The following is a 16,651-nucleotide window of genomic DNA, read 5'->3' on the forward strand; positions in this document are numbered from 1 at the left end:
ACTCGGGAATCCTGCCAAAGTCGATGTTCGCGGCATCCCACCAAATGCTGCAGTTCGACAGTTGATCGCCGTGAGGCTGTTGCGCTGGTGCGGCAGCCGAGCCCAAGGGTCGGGTTCCTGGGCGCTTCTTGTAGGGGCCCGATCCTACCGCCCATTTGCCTCCCTCAGCCATCACCAGGTCCTCGCAACATCGAACGCGGCATCCCTGGTTGGCCCCTGGAGCCCCGCGCAGTCGATCACCGCCTGCACCGGCGCCACCAAGCGGAGGCCGTCGAGTGGCACCATTCCCGTCAGTGTGGTGAACGTGGGTGTCGCGAGGATGAGATTTGCGCTGCTCGCACCGCGGCGGGCGACCCTGCCACTGTCTGAGAGTAACCGCGACACGGCGAGCGGATCGCTCACCCACATTACGGAGACCACGTCCGCTGGAAGCTCCGCCTCCATAGCTTCTAGCGCCACGGCTCCAGAGAGCGCCCAGTTTTTCCCAATGGCATATCCGGCAGAAGCGAGTCGTTCCGGGGTGAAGTCGCCCACCATGTACACCGCGCCCTGGCGATGGAGGAGCGACGAGTACCGGCCGGCCTCCTCCGCGATTCGCAGAGGGTTCTCACCCGCGTATCTCCTCAGACGCTCAATCCAGGTCAGAACCTCTGCGGACGTGGGGTCAAGACTGTCGGCATCGAGCATCACTCGCCCTGCATCCGCGGCCGCGGGCACCGAGGCGGGCCGATATGAGAAAGCGACCTCCATGCCGCATGCGAGCGCGAGCTCTTCAAGGGTGTCTATTCGCAAGTCGGTGGAGCCGTCGGCCGCACGATAGACCGTGGCCCGATGGAGGCCGGCGCGCTCAGCAATTTGGGCGCGCGAGAGCGCAGATTCGTCGAGTACCTGCTGAAGCCCCACATTCATACTTCAAGGATAGAAATTATGTCGCAAATAAGCAACAAAATAGCTAACTGTCGCATTCATGTGACATGTTTGGGGGAAGGCTCACTCTCGCGACCGCAACCAGGGGTCGGGGTCGGCGCCGCCACCGCGCACCTAGCAAACGCCGACCTACCTCGCGGGAACCAGCGGGTTGTGGCCGGCCGCGATCCGCTCGCTCTCGCGCACTGGCCCCGGCGGTGTTCCCTCGCCGAATGGCTCGCCACCCAGCTTCTCCCGACCGTGAGGCTCGAGCCAGCCCGTGAGATCCGGCCCGGCTGGCACAATCTGAGTCGAGTTAATGTCGATGTGGGTGATGTAGTAATGCTGCTTGATCTGCACGAAGTCGGTGGTGTCGCCAAAGCCCGGGGTCTGAAAAAGATCCCGTGCGTAGCCCCAGAGATGCTCCATCTCGGTGAGCCGGTTGCGGTTCGCCTTGAAGTGCCCGTGGTACACGGGATCGAAGCGCGCGAGCGTCGTGAATAGGCGTACATCGGCTTCCGTGATCGTGCCCCCCATGAGGAAGCGGCGGGTGGCGAGGCGATCCTCAAGCCAATCGAGCGCCGACCAGAGGCGCGCGTAGGCCGCATCGTATGCCGCTTGCGAACCAGCGAACCCGCAGCGATACACCCCATTGTTGACCTCCGTGAACACGCGCTCGAGGATCGGCCACATCTCGTCGAGCTCACCCGCGGGCAGCAGATTCGGCGCGCCCTCGCGATGAAACTCGCGCCACTCGGTCGAAAAGTCGAGCGTGATCTGCGGGTAGTTATTCGTCACGACCCCGCCGGTCGGAACGTCGACGATCGCCGGCACGGTGATGCCGCGCGGGTACCCGGGGAATCGCGCGAAGTAGTTCTCTTGCAGCCGCTCGGTTCCGAGCACCGGGTCGCGGTGGCCGGGGTCGAGATCGAAGGTCCAGGATCGCACGTCGTGCACGGGGCCAGGCCGCCCCAGCGAGATGACGTCTTCGAGGCCCAACAGGCGGCGCACGATGACCGCACGATTCGCCCAGGGGCAGGCGTTCGCCGCGATGAGCCGGTACCGGCCCGGCTCCACCGGCCACGCCTGGGCCCCCTCGCTCAGCCCGTACCCGAGCGAGCCGACCTTCGATGACGGGGGCGCGGGGAGCGCGCGCACAGCATCGGGATCAGCGACGATGCGATCCTCGATGTAATTCGTGTCGCGATCAAATTCGGCCCCGCTGGTCACGTACGCGCCCTTCGTCGAGAAACCCTCGCTCGCTTCATTCGTCGGGCTGGTGTTCTCGTTGTGTGCCATGGCTCGGCCCTCCGATTGAGATGCGTGTGAACTGGCCTCCGAGTCTATGTCGAGCAGCCGAACTGAAACCGGGGCATCTCCCGATGGGTCAGAGCATAGGATCGAAACCACCTCGACCCGGTGCCGAGACGATCGCGAGGAGACCCGATGCCCACGAAGCAACCCGCGATACGTGCCGTCGACCTCGCCGATGTGCTGGCATATCTCGTGGTGCTCGGCCTGTACGTGCAGTTCTTCCCGAACGTGATTTCCGAGTCGTTCTCCCTGACCCTCTTGACGGCCATCCTCATGAAACTCGCGCTCGAGATCATCACCTGGGCGAAGAAGCGAACTCTGCAGAGGCTCCGGCGAGCCGATTCAGTACTCGCTCGGGTGATCTCGATCGGCACGCTGGTCTTGCTGCTTCCCGGGAGCAAGTTCGCGATTCTCTGGCTGACCGAACTCGTGTTTGGCGGCGCCGTCAAGCTGGGCGGGTTCTTCGCCGTGACCCTGCTGATCGTGGTGCTCATGCTCACGCGCGCCGCGCTACGCCGGGTGCTGACCGAGAAACGCTAGTGGATCAGCTCGCGGCGTCGCCCCAGTCGGCGGCGAGGCGAGTGAGCGACGCCGCGAGCTCGTCAAGGTTGGCGTCGACACCGGCACCGGCACGACCGTAGGCAAGCCCGAGCAGGAACGTCGTCAGTGGAGCCGCGGGCCGCGCGACCCCGTGCGCCACGTCGCGCGCCAAGTCAAGCACCGTCGCGATCGACACGTCGGCCGTGTCCAGGCCCACCTCCCGTGCTGCTGCGCTCAGCCAGGCCTCCAAGGCCTCGGGCGGCAGGTGCGTAGGGTTCGACATGGGGGTCTCCTCAGTGTTCGTGCGTGCAAGATCTTGGGGGGTATCGATGTCGGCGACGACCGCATCCGGTGCGTCCACGAACCGCACCTCGAACGACCGGAACGCGTCACGAAGCGGCCTCCCCGAAAGCTCGCCCTCCCGCTCCGCCGCAGCGAGACCCGCCCGCAGCGCGCCGGCATCGACCCGGCCCGCGAGCCACTGCGCGCGGCCTTCCAGGTCACGCAGCACCACGGCCTGCGCGCCGACGGGGGGCCACTCCTCAGCGAGGAGGCGATCCACTACCTGCGCCGGGTGCACCAAGTCGCAGGCGAGCAGCAGCACCGACCCGGCCGTAATGGGAGACATTCCCACGGCGAGCGCGACGAGCGGCCCGCCGAAGCGGGGTGACTCTGTGACAAGCGTGCAGCCGTCGAGCCCGGAGCGCTCAGGGCCCACCACGACGATCTGGCCGACGCCAGCCTCGCGTGCGGCAGCGACCACCCGATCCACCTGCCGCTCGCCGCGCACCATCAGCTCGGCCTTGTCGATTCCGCCGAGGCGCGACCCGCGACCCCCGGCCAGGATGATCGCGTCAGTGGCACGACCTACCACGAGCCCACCCGCCACACCTCGACCGGGTCGCCCGGGTCAACGTCGCCCACGTGCTCGGGCACCCAGGCGAACCCCTCAGCTGCGCCCTGCCCGCCCACCGCGTGCGAGACCGCCCGCGAGTTGACCGTCGGCTCACACACCAGCCCAGCTTCACTCACTCGGAGCCGCACCGGCAGCACCTGCGCCCGCCCCACGGCACCGCGCCACCCGACGGCCGCGATGGCGGGAAGGCGCAGCCGCGCGCTCGATCGGCGCCCCTGCGCGGCCAGCAGCGCCGGGCGCACGAACAGTTCGAAGCCCACGGCCGCGCTCACCGGGTTGCCCGGCAGTGCGAAGAGCCAGGCGCCGGAGCGGAGTCGCCCCGCGCATTGCGGCTGACCTGGTTTCACCGCCACGCGCACCGCTTCGATCTCCGGCTCATCCTCAATGGCCAGCCGCACCACATCGTGCAGGCCGGGCCCGATGCCGCCGGTGGTGAGGATCACGTCGACCCGTTCGCCGAGCTCGACGAGAGTGCGCCGCAGGCCCACCACCGTGTCGCGGCTCACGCGAACTTCCTGCGGCACGATACCGAGTTCGCGCAGCAGGCCCACCAACAGGAGCGAGTTCGACTCCGGAATCTCACCGCGCCGCGGTGCCTGGCCCGGCGGCACGAGTTCCGAGCCAGTCACGACAACCGCCACCCGCGGGCGCGAACGCACGAGCACCCGGTCGATCCCAGCTGCGGCGAGCGCGGAGAGTCGCAGCGAGCCCAGCTCGTCACCGTCCTCGGCCATCGAGTCGCCGATCTTTCGATCCTCACCGCGCTGACGCACGTTCGCCAAAGCGGGCACGGCGCGCAGCACGCGCACCTCGGTTCGCGCCCACGGGCTGTCCGCTTGGTCGCCCAGGGTGAGCTCCACGGGCACCACGGCATCGGCATCGCTCGGCACCGGCGCCCCGGTCATGATGCGGGCCGCCTCGCCCGGCCGCAGACTCGGGTCGTCGGAGCTGCCCGCCGCAACCTCGGCGACGACGCGCAGCGGCACGGGCCGTTCGGCGGTCGCGCCCACCACATCGGCGGCGCGCACGGCGTACCCGTCCATTGCTGAGGAATCCCACAGGGGCAAGTCGTGACGCGCGGTGACCGCCTCCGCGAGGGTCAGACCGTGCGCCTCGGCAAGTGGAAGCTCGCGCACCGGCAGCAGTTCCGTGCGCGCCAGGATCCACTCGAGGTGCTCCGCCACGCTTCTCACGATCGCGATCCCGTCCGTTCACAGGCGGGTCCGTTTGCCTCGCCCCGTGATCGATGCTATCCAAGTACCATGTCCCGTATCGCCGCGCGTCGCCGCGTCACTCGTCTCACGATCGGCGAACCGGCCCGGGTCGCACCGGATTCGCTCGCCGTCGAGGAGCCCCTCGAGATCCGGGTGCACGGCCGTCCCCTGGCGATCACCATGCGCACCCCCGGCCACGACTTCGAGCTCGCTGCGGGGTTCCTCGTCTCCGAGGGCGTGATCCACCATCGCGAGCACTACGCGACCGCCCGCTACTGCGCGGGAGCGACCGTCGACGACGGCAACACCTTCAACGTGCTCGACGTCGGCCTTGCGCCCGGCGTGGCTCCCCCCGACCCGAGCCTCGAGCGATCGTTCTATACGACCAGTTCGTGCGGTATTTGCGGCAAGGCCAGCATCGAGGCCGTGCGTACCCAGTCGCACTTCGCCGTCGGCGATGATCCACTCGTGATCGACAGCTCTCGCATCGCGCGATTTCCCGAGGCGTTGCGTGCGCAACAAGCCATTTTCGACCGCACCGGGGGCCTGCACGCCGCCGCGCTCTTCGATGGGGTCACCGGCGAGATGCTGGTGCTGCGCGAAGACGTGGGTCGGCACAACGCCGTCGACAAGGTCGTGGGGTGGGCGCTTGAGAATGGGCGGATCCCCGCACGTTCGTGCGTGCTGATGGTCTCGGGGCGTGCAAGCTTCGAGCTCACCCAGAAGGCGATGATGGCCGGCATTCCGATGCTCACCGCCGTCTCCGCGCCGTCTTCGCTCGCCGCCGACCTGGCCGAGGAGGCGGGGATCACCCTGGTGGGATTTCTTCGCGGGCCCTCGATGGTCGTGTACAGTCGCCCCGACCGGATCCGCCACGAGGAAGTGTCATATTCCCCAGATTCCCTCGCTCCCGCAGATTCCCGCCTCACTGCGGTCTCGACCGTCACCGCAGATACCCCGTAGCCACAAGGAAGGCCCCCACGCCATGACCCCGCACGCCCCGCACGAGGACTTCTCTGACGCCGACATGATCGTCACCGAGCCGAAGGAGTATGCCGCAGGCCTCGGCGGGGTCTTGCACTCCATGGAGCCGGCCATCAAGAACATGGGCGTGGGCCGCACGCTCAAGCTCATGAGCAAGATCAACCACAAAGACGGCTTCGATTGCATGAGTTGCGCCTGGCCCGACCCCGAGCACCGCAAGCTCGCCGAGTTCTGCGAGAACGGCGCGAAAGCGGTGACGTGGGAGGCGACCCCGCTGAAGATTCCGCGTGCCTTCTGGGCCGAGAATTCGCTCACCTCACTCGCAGACAAGACCGAGTACTGGCTGGGGATGCAGGGGCGCATCACCGAGCCCGTCTATAAGTCGGCCGACTCAGATCACTACGCACCCATCGACTGGGAGAGCGCGTTTCGCATCATTGCCGAGCGCCTGAACGGGCTCGATCACCCCGACGAGGCGGCGTTTTACACGAGCGGCCGCGCGTCAAACGAGGCGGCGTTTCTCTACCAACTCTTCGCGCGAGTGCTCGGCACCAACAACCTCCCCGACTGCTCAAACATGTGCCACGAATCCACCGGCAGCGCGATGCAATACAGCGTTGGCATCGGCAAGTCGACCGTCGCCTACAGCGACTTTCTCGAGTCCGACCTCATCATCATCATGGGCCAGAACCCGGGCACGAATCACCCCCGCATGCTCACCGCGCTGCAGGAGGCCAAGGAAAACGGCGCCAAGATCGTCGCCGTGAATCCGCTGCCGGAGGCGGGTCTCATCGGCTACAAAGACCCGCAGAAGCTGCGCGGATACGTCGGGAAACCCCCGGCCATCGCCGATCAGTACCTGCAGATCCGGCTCGGCGGAGACATGGCGCTGCTGCAGGCGATCTCGAAGCGCGTGCTCGCCGCCGAAGCGGAGCGGCCGGGTCAGGTGCTCGACCACGACTTCATCGCGCAACATTGCGACGGGTTCGAGGCCTTCGCTGCGCACATCGCCGAGGTCGACGATCGCGAGGTCGAGCAGGCCACCGGCCTCACGGGCGCCCAGATCGACGAGCTCGCCGAGCGGTACATGAGCTCCGACCGCGTTATTATCGCGTGGGCGATGGGCATCACCCAGCACCGTCGCGGGGTCGACACCATCAAGGAGATCATTAACCTGCTGCTGCTGCGCGGCAACATCGGCAAGCCCGGTGCCGGCGCATCCCCCGTGCGCGGGCACAGCAACGTGCAGGGCGACCGCACCATGGGGGTGTGGGAGAAGATGCCCGACTCGTTCCTCGACGCACTCGGCACGGAGTTCGGCTTTGATCCTCCCCGCAAGCACGGCGTCGATGCCGTCGACGGGATCCGCGCCCTCAATGCGGGCCAGATCAAGGTGTGGGTCGGGCTGGGCGGCAATCTGATCGGGGCCATCTCTGACACCAACCTCGCCGAGGCCGCCATGCGCAAGGCGCGGCTCAGCGTGCAGTTCTCGACAAAACTCAATCGCTCGCACGTGGTCACGGGCGAGGAGGCCCTCATTCTGCCGGTGCTTGGGCGCACCGAGGTCGACGTGCAGCGCGCCGGCCCCCAGTACATCACCGTCGAGGATTCGGTGTGCGCGGTGCACGCCTCCCACGGACAGATTCCGCCGATCGGGCCGGAGGTGCGCTCGGAGATCGCGGTCGTCGCCGGCATGGCGCACGCCACGCTCGGCGATCGGCACGGGATCGACTGGCTCGGCATGATCGACAACTACGACACGATTCGGGATCACATCTCTCGCGTGGTTCCCGGCTGCGAAAACTTCAACGAGAAGACCCGGCAGCGTGACGGCTTCATCCTGCCCAACGGGCCGCGCGATGAGCGCAGATTCGACACCGCGACGGGCAAGGCCCGCATCACGGTAAACGAGCTCGAGCCGGTCGCCTGCCCGCCCGGGCGGCTGCTCTTGCAGACGCTGCGCTCGCACGACCAGTTCAACACGACCATTTACAGCCTGAACGATCGCTACCGCGGCATCAAGAAGGGGCGCTCGGTCATCTTCGTGCATCCCGACGATCTCGCCGAGCTCGGCCTCGACGACGGGCAAACGGTCGACATCTTCAGCGAGTGGAAAGACGAACCGGATCGGGTGCTGCGCGGCTTCCGCACCGTCGCGTTCCCCACCGCTCGTGGCTGTGCGGCGGCCTACTTTCCCGAGGCAAACGTGCTCGTGCCGCTCGACAGCACCGCACTCGAGAGCAACACGCCCGTGTCGAAGGCGGTCGTGATCCGCCTCGAGGCTTCGAACACACCGGTAGGTGTGGGCCGACCGGTCACGCAGTAGCACGGTGAAGATCATGCTCCGCTGGCCACTCGCGTTCAGGGTGTGCGCCCTGGGGCTCACGCTGGCCGCCACCGGGTGCGCTGCGGGTGGCCCGGCTCCCGCGTCCGCTGGCACCGAGGGAGGCGGGGTGATCCACATTGCCGCGGCGGCCTCGCTCGAGCCCGTCTTTACTGAGCTCGCGGCCGAGTTCGAGCGCGAACATCCGGAGTACTCGGTTGCCGCTCCCACCTTTGACGGTTCGGCCCTGCTGGCCACGCAGATCATGGCCGGGGCTCCGGTTGATGTGTTCCTTTCAGCGGATCAGCGCACGATGCGGCAGGTCGAAGACGGGGGCCTGCTCGACGCACCCCCCCTGCCCTTCGCCACCAACGCGCTCGTGATCGCGGTGGCACCCGGCAACCCGCTGGGCATTCAGTCGCTCGGCGACCTCGTCGAGCCCGACGAGGTCGGGGTGCTGCCCATTGTGGTAATGTGCGCCGCCGAGGTGCCGTGCGGGAGCTCGGCGCAGATGCTACTCGATCGCGACCGCGTGGTGCTGCGCGCCGCCAGCGAGGAGCAGAATGTCACCGCGGTACTACGCAAGGTCGCCGCCGGGCACGCCGACGCCGGTCTCGTGTACCGCACCGATGTGCGGAGCGCTGGAGATGCCGCCGATGGTGTGCCGATTACCCGCGCGGACGAGGCCGCAACCGAGTACCAGGTCGGCGTGCTGGGCAGTGCCCGAGATGCGCGGGCCGCGCGGGCCTTCGCGAACTTCCTGCTCACTAATTCCGCACAGGCCCTGCTGCGCGACCACGGATTCGGCGCGGCATGAACCCGCGCACACGGGCGATCGACCCCCGGGGCATTCCCGCCGCACTCGTGGCCCCGGCGCTCCTCGGTGCCGCCGTGCTGCTGCTCCCCATCATCGCGCTGCTGCTGCGCATCGACTGGCAGTTGCTTCCCGCTACCCTCGTGGCTCCCGAGACCGCCAGTGCCCTCGGTCTCTCCCTCGCGACCGCCGCCATCGCGACGATCTGCTGCGTGGTGCTCGGCGTGCCCCTCGCTGTCGTGATCGCGCGCACGTCTGGCGCACTGTCGGGAGTGCTGCGCGGCCTGATCACGCTGCCACTCGTGCTTCCACCGCTCGTGGGCGGTCTCGCCCTGCTCACGCTGCTGGGGCGGGGCGGCGTGTTCGGTGACGCGCTCGCCGAGCTGGGCGTACGCATACCGTTCACCACCGTGGCTGTGGTGATCGCGCAGGTGTTCGTCGCTCTGCCGTTCCTCGTCATCTCCGTCGAGGGGTCACTGCGCGCGCTCGATCCAGCGACGGAAGAGGCCGCCGCGACCCTCGGGGCCTCGCCCCTGGTCGTGCTGTTCCGCGTCACCCTGCCGACCATCGCGCCCGGACTCATCGCCGGGGTGATCCTCAGCTTCACGCGCGCCTTAGGGGAATTCGGTGCCACCGCCCTGTTCGCCGGCAATGCGGCTGGGTCGACGCGCACCATTCCCCTCGCCATCTACAGCGCCTTCAACGGAGCCGGCGTCACCCAGGATGTCGCGCTCGCCCTTTCCCTCGTGCTCATCGTCACCTCACTCACCGTGCTCCTGATGCTGGGCGGCAAGACCTCGCGGTCATTCTGAACGCCGGTGTTAGGGTGAGACGCTCGAGGGGGTCATGATGAGGGAACCGCAGAGCGCGGCCGACACAGTCGGGGTACGCGATGCCCGAAACCGACCCCTGCACGATCTGCGCATCTCGGTCACCGATCGCTGCAATTTTCGCTGCGTCTACTGCATGCCGCGCGACATCTTCGGTGCCGACTATGCGTTTCTCCCGAAGTCCGCGCTTCTGAGCTTTGACGAGATTCTGCGGGTCGCCCGAGCTGCCGTCTCGCTCGGGGTCGAGAAGATCAGGCTCACCGGGGGTGAGCCGCTGCTTCGCCCGGGTCTCGAAGAACTGATCGCCAGGTTAGCGGAACTGCGTACGCCGGGCGGAGGACCGCTCGATCTCGCGCTCACCACCAACGGCGCCGCGCTGCGTCTGAAGGCCCAGTCACTCAAAGACGCGGGTCTCACTCGCGTGAGCGTCTCGCTCGACTCACTCGACCCGGAACGCTTTCAGCGGATCGCCGACGTGCGCATTCCCCTCTCGGCGGTGCTCGACGGCATCACCGCGGCGGCGGCGGCGGGGCTTGGCCCGGTCAAGGTGAACACGGTCATCACCCGCGGTGTGAACGACGACGAGATCGTTTCGCTCGCGGAACACTTCCGCGGAACGGGTCAGATCCTGCGGTTCATCGAGTTCATGGACGTCGGGAACACCAACGGCTGGAATCTCGATGCCGTGGTGCCCTCCGCCGAGATCGTGCGCCAAATCTCAGCCGTCTACCCGCTCGAGCCGAGCGCGCCGACCCGTGAGGGCGAGACCGCAGCGCGCTGGCGCTACGTCGACGGCGCCGGTGAGATCGGCGTCATCTCAAGCGTCTCCCAGGCCTTCTGCGGCACCTGTTCACGCGCCAGGCTCTCGCCCGAGGGCAAACTGTTCACCTGTCTCTTTGCCACCGAGGGAGTGGATCTCCGGGCCATCCTTCGCGACTCCACAGGCGACGATGCCGTGCGCGAGGCACTTGCCGGTACCTGGGGGCTGCGAGCTGACCGATACTCGGAGCTCCGATCCACGATCAACGCATCGACACGGCCCCGCATCGAAATGTCGTACATCGGCGGATAGCCCTACAGCCCCACCCACTCGCTCGGCCCGTCGTCGAACGACTGCCGCTTCCAAATGGGCACCTCGGTCTTGATACGGTGGATCAGCGCCTCAAGCGCGGCGAACGCTTCCGCCCGGTGGGGCGACGAGGCGGCGGCGACCAGCGCCACATCACCAATGGCGAGGGTGCCGAATCGGTGGGCCGCCGCGAGTCGCACGCCGGTGCGCTCCTGCTCCGCCCCGACGCACTCGGCAAGCAGACGCTCCGCCTCGGGGTGCGCCTGGTACTCGAGCAGGCTGACCCCCCGGCCCTGATCGTGATTGCGCACGACGCCGTGGAAGACGAGCACGGCCCCGCACTCCGGGTGTTCGACCGCCGCGCGCACCGCCGTCTCGTCGAGTGGGGTATCAACGACCCGTGCGTGCACCGCCCCGACCGCTGCTTCAGACATGCGCGCCCTCCCGATCACTCACGTCGATTGGCAGCACCTGAATTTCGCGCATCCGCGCCTGCAACGCGTCGAAGACCAACACGCGCCCAATCAGTGGATCGCCGAGGCCCGTGATGAGCTTGAGCGCCTCGGTGGCGAGCAGCGACCCGATGGTGCCGCACAGGCTCGGCAAGACCCCACCCCCGGCGCAGTCCATCCCCTCGGCGGGGGGTTCGGGAAAGACATCCCGGTACCCCGCACCGTAGCGATGCCAGGCCACGCTGAGTTGCCCCGAGTACTGCTGAATCGCACCCCACACGACGGGCAGACCGCGCAGCCGGGCCGCGTCGTCGGTGAGGTAGCGCGTGTCGAAATTGTCGCTGCCGTCGATCACGAGGTCGTAGTGAGCGAAGAGCTCGGCAGCATGTGACGCGGTGAGACGCAGCTGGTGTCGATTGACCCGTACGTCTGGGTTCAGCGCCTCAAGCGCCTCGGCAAGGGAATCGACCTTGGGTCGCCCGACCGTCGCTGTGCGGTGGGCCACCTGGCGGTGCAAGTTGGAGAGTTCGACGAGATCGTCGTCCACGAGCCCGATTGTGCCCACCCCGGCGCCTGCCAGCAGTGGAGCGCAGGTGCACCCGAGGCCACCGGCGCCGACGATCAGCACGCGCGCACCCGCCAGACGTCGCTGCGCCTCATCGCCGAACTCGGGCAGCACCAGCTGACGACTCACCCGCCCCCAGTCGTAGGGCTGTGGGCCAGCCACGGGTGCGACCAAGGGGCCCGGTCGCGCCGCTTTTTGGGAGTGCATGCAATCAGTCTACGAGCCTGGTGGTGGCGTGTAATGAGCGAACCCAATTATCGTGAAATTTGGAAAATGACTCGGATCAGCACCTTGATCTGGGCCATTTCTCACATCAGCGACACCTCCACCGCCGCCGCTCAGCACTGGGTTTTCGTCCCGTGGTCAGCAGTATCTGTAACGCATCTCAGCGGTTCAGATCCATGGGTCCCACCCTAAACTGACAGCTAGAACGGTCAACTTGGTGGTAGACTGTTGCTACTACCTGTCATTGGAGGTGTTAATCATGGTTCGTCGAGAGTCTCCAGCGCGTGATCGCCGCCTGAAGGCGCTTGGTGAGAACATCCGTGCCTGGAGAAAGCTGCAAGGGTTGAGCGCCTCAGAGTTGGCTCGCCGATCCCATGTGACTCGAGACACTCTGCGTGCGATCGAGCAGGGAACAGGGACCCCCCGGCTGGACTCCCTCATGTCGGTGGTGTCAGCCCTCGGGTTCGCGGAGCACTTCGTGCAGGCCTCTAACCCGTTCGAAACCGAAGCTGGACGGGCCTTGGCGCTTGAAGCGGTCGACAGCAAATGAAGCTCTATGACGCGCTCACCGTCTACGTTGAGATCGGTGGGGCCCCGGTAAAGGCAGGACGGCTGGTTGCCTCGTTCGCTGGCGGGCGGAACCTGGGCGGAAGCAGTTTCGCATACGACCAGGACTACTTTCGGGTGCCGGGCGCATACGAGCTCGACCCTCGGCTCACGCGCGGGTCGGGCCAGATTTTCTCCGGCAATGACCAACGCCTCTTCGGCTCCTTCCAGGACCTCACCCCCGATGATTGGGGTCGGCGGGTTTTTGACGCTGACCTTGCGAACGCTCGCCGCACCGATCCGACAATTCCTCGCACGATTGACGATTTCGACTACCTTGCAATCACCGCAGACGAAACCAGGCTCGGTGCAATCCGCTTTCGGGCTGACGACGATGGCGAGTGGCTTGGACCCTCAAAGGTCACAGACCTCGGCGTCCACGGACTGGATGCTTACGCTGAGGCCGCTGCCCGTCTTGAAGCCCACGAGGCCACACCCGAAGACATTGAGCTCCTGGGGGCGCCCGGCACGTCGGCCGGTGGTGCGCGTCCCAAAGTGAGTGTGCGTATCGGCGGGGCGCTTCGGCTGATCAAACTCCCCTCAGAGCGTGATCGCCGCCGTGATGGTGAAGCCTGGGAGTATGTCGCCATCACGTTAGCGCGGAAGGCGGGCATCAACGTCCAACGTGGGGACCTTTTGAGAACCACGGACGGGAAGTCGAGCCTCGCGCTGCACCGTTTCGACCGTGGACCACAGGGTGAGCGCATCGGCTACATGTCGGCAAGAACCGCGATGGGCATCGGAGACCGAGAACGTGGCGTTGTGACGTACCAGGATTTTGCAGATGTCACCGACCAGGTCACGGGTGGTGATCTCGCGCAGCTCAAGGATCTGTTCAAGCGGGTGGCCCTGAATGTGCTCATTTCCAACAACGACGACCACTGGAATAACCACGGCTTCTTGCGCACCGGAAATGTCTGGGCCCTCAGCCCTGCGTTCGACATCAACCCGTCGATGAGCAGCACTGTCAACTCAAGGCCCATTTCGCCCAGTGACGACCCCCGCAATCGCGACATCCGCAACCTCATAGAGACAGCGGGCACCTACGCGCTCACAAGCGCCGAAGCGGACCGTGCACTATCCGAGGTGGTCGAAGCCGTTGAGGGCTGGCCCGACGTGGCTCGCGCCGCCGGAATTTCCGATCAGGAGATCGACCAGATGGCTATCGCGTTTCCCGATGACCAACGCGAGCACGCGCGCAATGCTGCGTCACGGATGAGCCCAGGCCCTGTGATTATCGACTGACCGGCGGCACCTGGCAGTCCCAGCGCCCAGTCCCGCCGCGGCGACCACTGCCTCGGCAAGACCGCCGACGACCGTCAGTACACTCATTACATGCCTCACTTCACTGTTCGCTACTTTGCTGCTGCTGCCGATGCCGCGCTGTGCGAGGCCGAAACGTGGGAGCTTCCCGCGGGAAGCACGGTGGGCAAACTCCGCGACGAACTGATCGAGCGCTATGGCCGCCCCATGGATCGCGTGCTGCAATCCGGGTCGTTTCTCGTCGATGGCAGGGTGCAGCGAGACAGCACCACCCCGCTCACCGGCAGCATGATCGACGTGCTCCCCGCGTTTGCTGGCGGCTGAGCGTGCGCACGCTCGCCGAGCACCAGCGCGACGTTGACGCGCTGCTCGAACCGATGCTTGCAGGGCTCGACACGCGTTCCGAGCCGCTCCCGATCGACGACCCGTTCCTGGTGGGTCGGGTGAGTGCCGCAGACCTGACCGCGGCGATCGACCTGCCCCCGTTCGAGAACTCCCAAATGGACGGGTACGCGGTGCGCACTGAGGATTTCGCGCATCGCCCCGAGAGCGTCCGGAACCAGGAGGGAGCTGCGGGATCCACCCGCCTGTTCGTCGGCGCGGTCACCGCGGCGGGCGACCCACCAGCAGCTCACCCGCCGGGCTTCGCCGTGCCCGTCATGACGGGGGCACCGATCCCGATCGGAGCCGACGCGGTAATCCCGATCGAGCAGGCGGATCCGCCCCGCTTCTTCGCGCTGGGCGTCGCTGGCGAGCGAGCAGCCAGTGTGAGATTCGCCGCCCCACCACCAGCGGGGCAGTTCATCCGTCGCCGGGGCGAAGACCTGCGAGCGGGGTCGATCGTGCTGCGAGCGGGCTGGCGGATCACCCCGGCCCGCATCGGCCTGCTCGCTGCCGCTGGCATTGCGGCCGTGCCGGTGCGCCCCCGGCCTCGCGTGTTGCTCATCACCACGGGCGACGAGCTCACCCCACCCGGCAAGCCGCTCGCCCCCGGCCGCATCACCGATGCCAGCACACCGTTACTCGCCGCGGCGCTGCGCGAGGTGGGGGCTCTGGTCACCACCGAGCGCGTTCCCGACGAGCCGCGACGCCTGCGGGCTGTGCTGCGGAAGCACGCCGCTGAGCACGACCTGGTGGTGACGTCGGGCGGTATCAGCGCAGGCGCCTTCGAGGTAGTGCGGGAGGCGCTCGATCCACTCGGGGTGACGTTCGCGAGCATCGCCGTGCAACCGGGCGGGCCGCAGGGATGGGGCACGCTGTCGCTCGACGGCGCGCAGGTTCCCGTGCTGTGCTTTCCGGGCAATCCGGTGAGTTCGGCGCTCTCGCTCGAGCTCTTTCTTTTGCCGCACCTGCGCCGATACGCGGGGCAGCCGGCCTCCTTACCGATCACGCACCTCCGACTCGCGCACGCCATCGACTCGCCCGCGCACAAGCATCAGGTGCGACGCGGCCGCCTCGATGCCGACGGCCGGGTACACCTCGGAGCCCCGGGCTCCCACCTGCTCGCAGATCTTGCCGAGGCTGAGGTGCTCGCCCACATCCCGTTGGGTGTCAGCCATCTGCCTGCCGATACCCCCATCGAAGTCTGGAGACTCAGTGTCTGACACCCCCGCCTCGCTCACCCACCTGCGCGCCGACGGCAGCGCACACATGGTCGATGTGACCGACAAGGCAGAGACAACGCGCACGGCAACCGCCGAGGCGCTCGTAACAACTCAGCCCGACGTGCTTGAGCGGTTGATCTCCGGCGATCTCCCCAAGGGTGAGGCCCTCGGCACGGCGCGCATCGCAGGCATCATGGCGGCCAAGCGCACCCCCGACCTCATTCCCCTGTGCCACCCGCTGCCGCTCTCGCGAGTGACCGTCGATTTTGCGCGCGACGAGCATCACCTGCGCATCACCGCGACCGTGAAGACCCGCGGCGTCACCGGGGTCGAGATGGAAGCCCTCACCGCCGCGAGCGTTGCGGCGCTCACGGTGTACGACATGATCAAAGCAGTGGATCGGCACGCCGAGATCGGCGGCATCCGCGTCCTGGCCAAGTCCGGTGGCAAGAGCGGCGACTGGGAAATTTCGTGACCGCCCGGGTGGCGCACGTCATCGTCGCCTCGACCAGCGCGGCGGCCGGTGTCGCGACCGACACCACCGGTCCGGAAATCTGCCGCTGGCTTCAGGGCCGCGGGTTCGCGGTAACGGGCCCGGTCGTCGTGGCAGACGGGGAACCGGTCAGGGAGGCCGCGCGGGCAGCACTCGTGCCGATCGAGCCTTCCGGATCAGTCGAGTCAGCCGGTCCGGCCGGTTCAGCCGTATCGCAGCCCGCCGTGATCCTCATCACCGGCGGCACCGGAGTATCGCCCAGCGATCGCACGCCCGAGATGATCAACCCGCTGCTCGATTTGCAGGTGCCCGGGCTCATCGAAGAGTTGCGCAGGCGCGGGGCCGCGAAGACCCCGACCGCCGCCCTCACCCGCGGTGTCGCAGGCTTCGCTGGGGCAACGTTCATCATGACGCTGCCTGGCTCCCCCGGTGGGGTGCGAGATGGACTCGACCTCCTCACTGAGGTGCTCGACCACCTGCTCGCACAGCGCCACGGGCACCCGAAGACCCACCCCGACCGCCAGTAATTCGCG

18 protein-coding genes are annotated in these 16,651 nt (G+C 67.1%); 12 read left to right on the forward strand and 6 right to left on the reverse strand.

The window, feature by feature from the left end; translation table 11 throughout:
- Positions 1–171 precede the first annotated feature (171 nt).
- Together ACTNFK_RS00125 and ACTNFK_RS00130 are read right to left on the reverse strand one after the other, a co-directional pair.
- A complete protein-coding gene (locus tag ACTNFK_RS00125; RefSeq protein WP_435937592.1) occupies positions 172–909 on the reverse strand; it encodes a helix-turn-helix domain-containing protein in 738 nt (245 codons plus the stop codon).
- 147 nt (positions 910–1,056) lie between these two features.
- Positions 1,057–2,205: a glutathione S-transferase C-terminal domain-containing protein gene (locus tag ACTNFK_RS00130; protein WP_435937591.1), complete on the reverse strand. Its 1,149-nt coding sequence runs from the start codon at positions 2,203–2,205 to the stop codon at positions 1,057–1,059.
- A gap of 147 nt (positions 2,206–2,352) precedes the next feature.
- On the opposite strand from ACTNFK_RS00130, the gene ACTNFK_RS00135 reads away from it, so the two are divergent.
- A complete protein-coding gene (locus tag ACTNFK_RS00135) occupies positions 2,353–2,760 on the forward strand; it encodes a hypothetical protein (protein WP_435937590.1) in 408 nt (135 codons plus the stop codon).
- A 4-nt stretch (positions 2,761–2,764) separates the two neighbouring features.
- On the opposite strand, the gene ACTNFK_RS00140 is transcribed toward ACTNFK_RS00135, so the two are convergent.
- Complete coding sequence (locus tag ACTNFK_RS00140; protein WP_435937589.1) at positions 2,765–3,634, reverse strand: NTP transferase domain-containing protein; 870 nt, start codon at positions 3,632–3,634, stop codon at positions 2,765–2,767.
- The gene (locus ACTNFK_RS00145) at positions 3,628–4,860 is read right to left on the reverse strand and encodes a molybdopterin molybdotransferase MoeA (protein ID WP_435937588.1); all 1,233 of its coding nucleotides are present in this window, start codon (positions 4,858–4,860) and stop codon (positions 3,628–3,630) included. The genes ACTNFK_RS00140 and ACTNFK_RS00145 overlap by 7 nt, the downstream gene beginning before the upstream one ends.
- Before the next feature lie 78 nt (positions 4,861–4,938).
- On the opposite strand from ACTNFK_RS00145, the gene fdhD reads away from it, so the two are divergent.
- The 5 genes from fdhD to moaA are packed head-to-tail and all read left to right on the forward strand — an operon-like array spanning position 4,939 to position 10,913.
- Entirely contained in the window at positions 4,939–5,853 is a 915-nt protein-coding gene (fdhD, locus tag ACTNFK_RS00150; protein WP_433645478.1) for a formate dehydrogenase accessory sulfurtransferase FdhD, read from the forward strand.
- A 22-nt stretch (positions 5,854–5,875) separates the two neighbouring features.
- Positions 5,876–8,200, forward strand: a complete 2,325-nt coding sequence (locus ACTNFK_RS00155) for an FdhF/YdeP family oxidoreductase (protein ID WP_435937587.1) — start codon at positions 5,876–5,878, stop codon at positions 8,198–8,200.
- Positions 8,201–8,213: 13 nt separating this feature from the next.
- Positions 8,214–9,014 (forward strand): molybdate ABC transporter substrate-binding protein, encoded by an 801-nt coding sequence (modA, locus tag ACTNFK_RS00160; RefSeq protein WP_433645476.1) that lies wholly within the window; start codon positions 8,214–8,216, stop codon positions 9,012–9,014.
- Positions 9,011–9,823 carry an ABC transporter permease gene (locus ACTNFK_RS00165; RefSeq protein ID WP_433645475.1) on the forward strand — a complete coding sequence of 271 codons (813 nt, stop codon included), beginning with the start codon at positions 9,011–9,013 and terminating at the stop codon, positions 9,821–9,823. Before modA ends, ACTNFK_RS00165 begins: the two co-directional genes overlap by 4 nt.
- Positions 9,824–9,860: 37 nt before the next feature.
- Complete coding sequence (gene moaA / locus ACTNFK_RS00170; RefSeq protein ID WP_433645474.1) at positions 9,861–10,913, forward strand: GTP 3',8-cyclase MoaA; 1,053 nt, start codon at positions 9,861–9,863, stop codon at positions 10,911–10,913.
- Positions 10,914–10,915: 2 nt separating this feature from the next.
- Here the strand turns inward: moaA and ACTNFK_RS00175 are convergent, their stop codons facing one another.
- Both ACTNFK_RS00175 and ACTNFK_RS00180 read right to left on the reverse strand, forming a co-directional pair.
- On the reverse strand, positions 10,916–11,344 hold the full coding sequence (locus ACTNFK_RS00175) for a molybdenum cofactor biosynthesis protein MoaE (protein ID WP_433645473.1): 429 nt from the start codon (positions 11,342–11,344) through the stop codon (positions 10,916–10,918).
- Complete coding sequence (locus ACTNFK_RS00180; RefSeq protein WP_433645472.1) at positions 11,337–12,134, reverse strand: HesA/MoeB/ThiF family protein; 798 nt, start codon at positions 12,132–12,134, stop codon at positions 11,337–11,339. The genes ACTNFK_RS00175 and ACTNFK_RS00180 overlap by 8 nt, the downstream gene beginning before the upstream one ends.
- A gap of 277 nt (positions 12,135–12,411) precedes the next feature.
- On the opposite strand from ACTNFK_RS00180, the gene ACTNFK_RS00185 reads away from it, so the two are divergent.
- The 6 genes from ACTNFK_RS00185 (at position 12,412) to ACTNFK_RS00210 (ending at position 16,645) form a co-directional block, all read left to right on the forward strand.
- Positions 12,412–12,702, forward strand: coding sequence for a helix-turn-helix domain-containing protein (locus ACTNFK_RS00185; RefSeq protein WP_433645471.1), 291 nt, complete (start codon positions 12,412–12,414; stop codon positions 12,700–12,702).
- Positions 12,699–14,003 carry a type II toxin-antitoxin system HipA family toxin gene (locus ACTNFK_RS00190; RefSeq protein WP_435937585.1) on the forward strand — a complete coding sequence of 435 codons (1,305 nt, stop codon included), beginning with the start codon at positions 12,699–12,701 and terminating at the stop codon, positions 14,001–14,003. The genes ACTNFK_RS00185 and ACTNFK_RS00190 overlap by 4 nt, the downstream gene beginning before the upstream one ends.
- A gap of 90 nt (positions 14,004–14,093) precedes the next feature.
- Positions 14,094–14,345 (forward strand): MoaD/ThiS family protein, encoded by a 252-nt coding sequence (locus tag ACTNFK_RS00195; protein WP_433645469.1) that lies wholly within the window; start codon positions 14,094–14,096, stop codon positions 14,343–14,345.
- Between the two features lie 2 nt (positions 14,346–14,347).
- Positions 14,348–15,625 carry a molybdopterin molybdotransferase MoeA gene (locus tag ACTNFK_RS00200; RefSeq protein ID WP_433645468.1) on the forward strand — a complete coding sequence of 426 codons (1,278 nt, stop codon included), beginning with the start codon at positions 14,348–14,350 and terminating at the stop codon, positions 15,623–15,625.
- Positions 15,618–16,100: a cyclic pyranopterin monophosphate synthase MoaC gene (moaC, locus tag ACTNFK_RS00205; RefSeq protein ID WP_433645467.1), complete on the forward strand. Its 483-nt coding sequence runs from the start codon at positions 15,618–15,620 to the stop codon at positions 16,098–16,100. The genes ACTNFK_RS00200 and moaC overlap by 8 nt, the downstream gene beginning before the upstream one ends.
- Complete coding sequence (locus tag ACTNFK_RS00210; protein ID WP_433645466.1) at positions 16,097–16,645, forward strand: MogA/MoaB family molybdenum cofactor biosynthesis protein; 549 nt, start codon at positions 16,097–16,099, stop codon at positions 16,643–16,645. The genes moaC and ACTNFK_RS00210 overlap by 4 nt, the downstream gene beginning before the upstream one ends.
- Positions 16,646–16,651: the final 6 nt, after the last annotated feature.

The sequence above is a fragment of the Leucobacter fengyongliangi genome, from assembly GCF_052386045.1.

What these genes read in the sequence shown, in the direction of transcription:
- ACTNFK_RS00125 (WP_435937592.1), bottom strand. Translation starts at nt 909, where the DNA reads ATGAATGTGGGGCTTCAGCAGGTACTCGACGAATCTGCGCTCTCGCGC.
- ACTNFK_RS00130 (WP_435937591.1), bottom strand. Translation starts at nt 2,205, where the DNA reads ATGGCACACAACGAGAACACCAGCCCGACGAATGAAGCGAGCGAGGGT.
- ACTNFK_RS00135 (WP_435937590.1), top strand. Translation starts at nt 2,353, where the DNA reads ATGCCCACGAAGCAACCCGCGATACGTGCCGTCGACCTCGCCGATGTG.
- fdhD (WP_433645478.1), top strand. Translation starts at nt 4,939, where the DNA reads ATGTCCCGTATCGCCGCGCGTCGCCGCGTCACTCGTCTCACGATCGGC.
- ACTNFK_RS00155 (WP_435937587.1), top strand. Translation starts at nt 5,876, where the DNA reads ATGACCCCGCACGCCCCGCACGAGGACTTCTCTGACGCCGACATGATC.
- modA (WP_433645476.1), top strand. Translation starts at nt 8,214, where the DNA reads ATGCTCCGCTGGCCACTCGCGTTCAGGGTGTGCGCCCTGGGGCTCACG.
- ACTNFK_RS00165 (WP_433645475.1), top strand. Translation starts at nt 9,011, where the DNA reads ATGAACCCGCGCACACGGGCGATCGACCCCCGGGGCATTCCCGCCGCA.
- moaA (WP_433645474.1), top strand. Translation starts at nt 9,861, where the DNA reads ATGAGGGAACCGCAGAGCGCGGCCGACACAGTCGGGGTACGCGATGCC.
- ACTNFK_RS00175 (WP_433645473.1), bottom strand. Translation starts at nt 11,344, where the DNA reads ATGTCTGAAGCAGCGGTCGGGGCGGTGCACGCACGGGTCGTTGATACC.
- ACTNFK_RS00180 (WP_433645472.1), bottom strand. Translation starts at nt 12,134, where the DNA reads ATGCACTCCCAAAAAGCGGCGCGACCGGGCCCCTTGGTCGCACCCGTG.
- ACTNFK_RS00185 (WP_433645471.1), top strand. Translation starts at nt 12,412, where the DNA reads ATGGTTCGTCGAGAGTCTCCAGCGCGTGATCGCCGCCTGAAGGCGCTT.
- ACTNFK_RS00190 (WP_435937585.1), top strand. Translation starts at nt 12,699, where the DNA reads ATGAAGCTCTATGACGCGCTCACCGTCTACGTTGAGATCGGTGGGGCC.
- ACTNFK_RS00195 (WP_433645469.1), top strand. Translation starts at nt 14,094, where the DNA reads ATGCCTCACTTCACTGTTCGCTACTTTGCTGCTGCTGCCGATGCCGCG.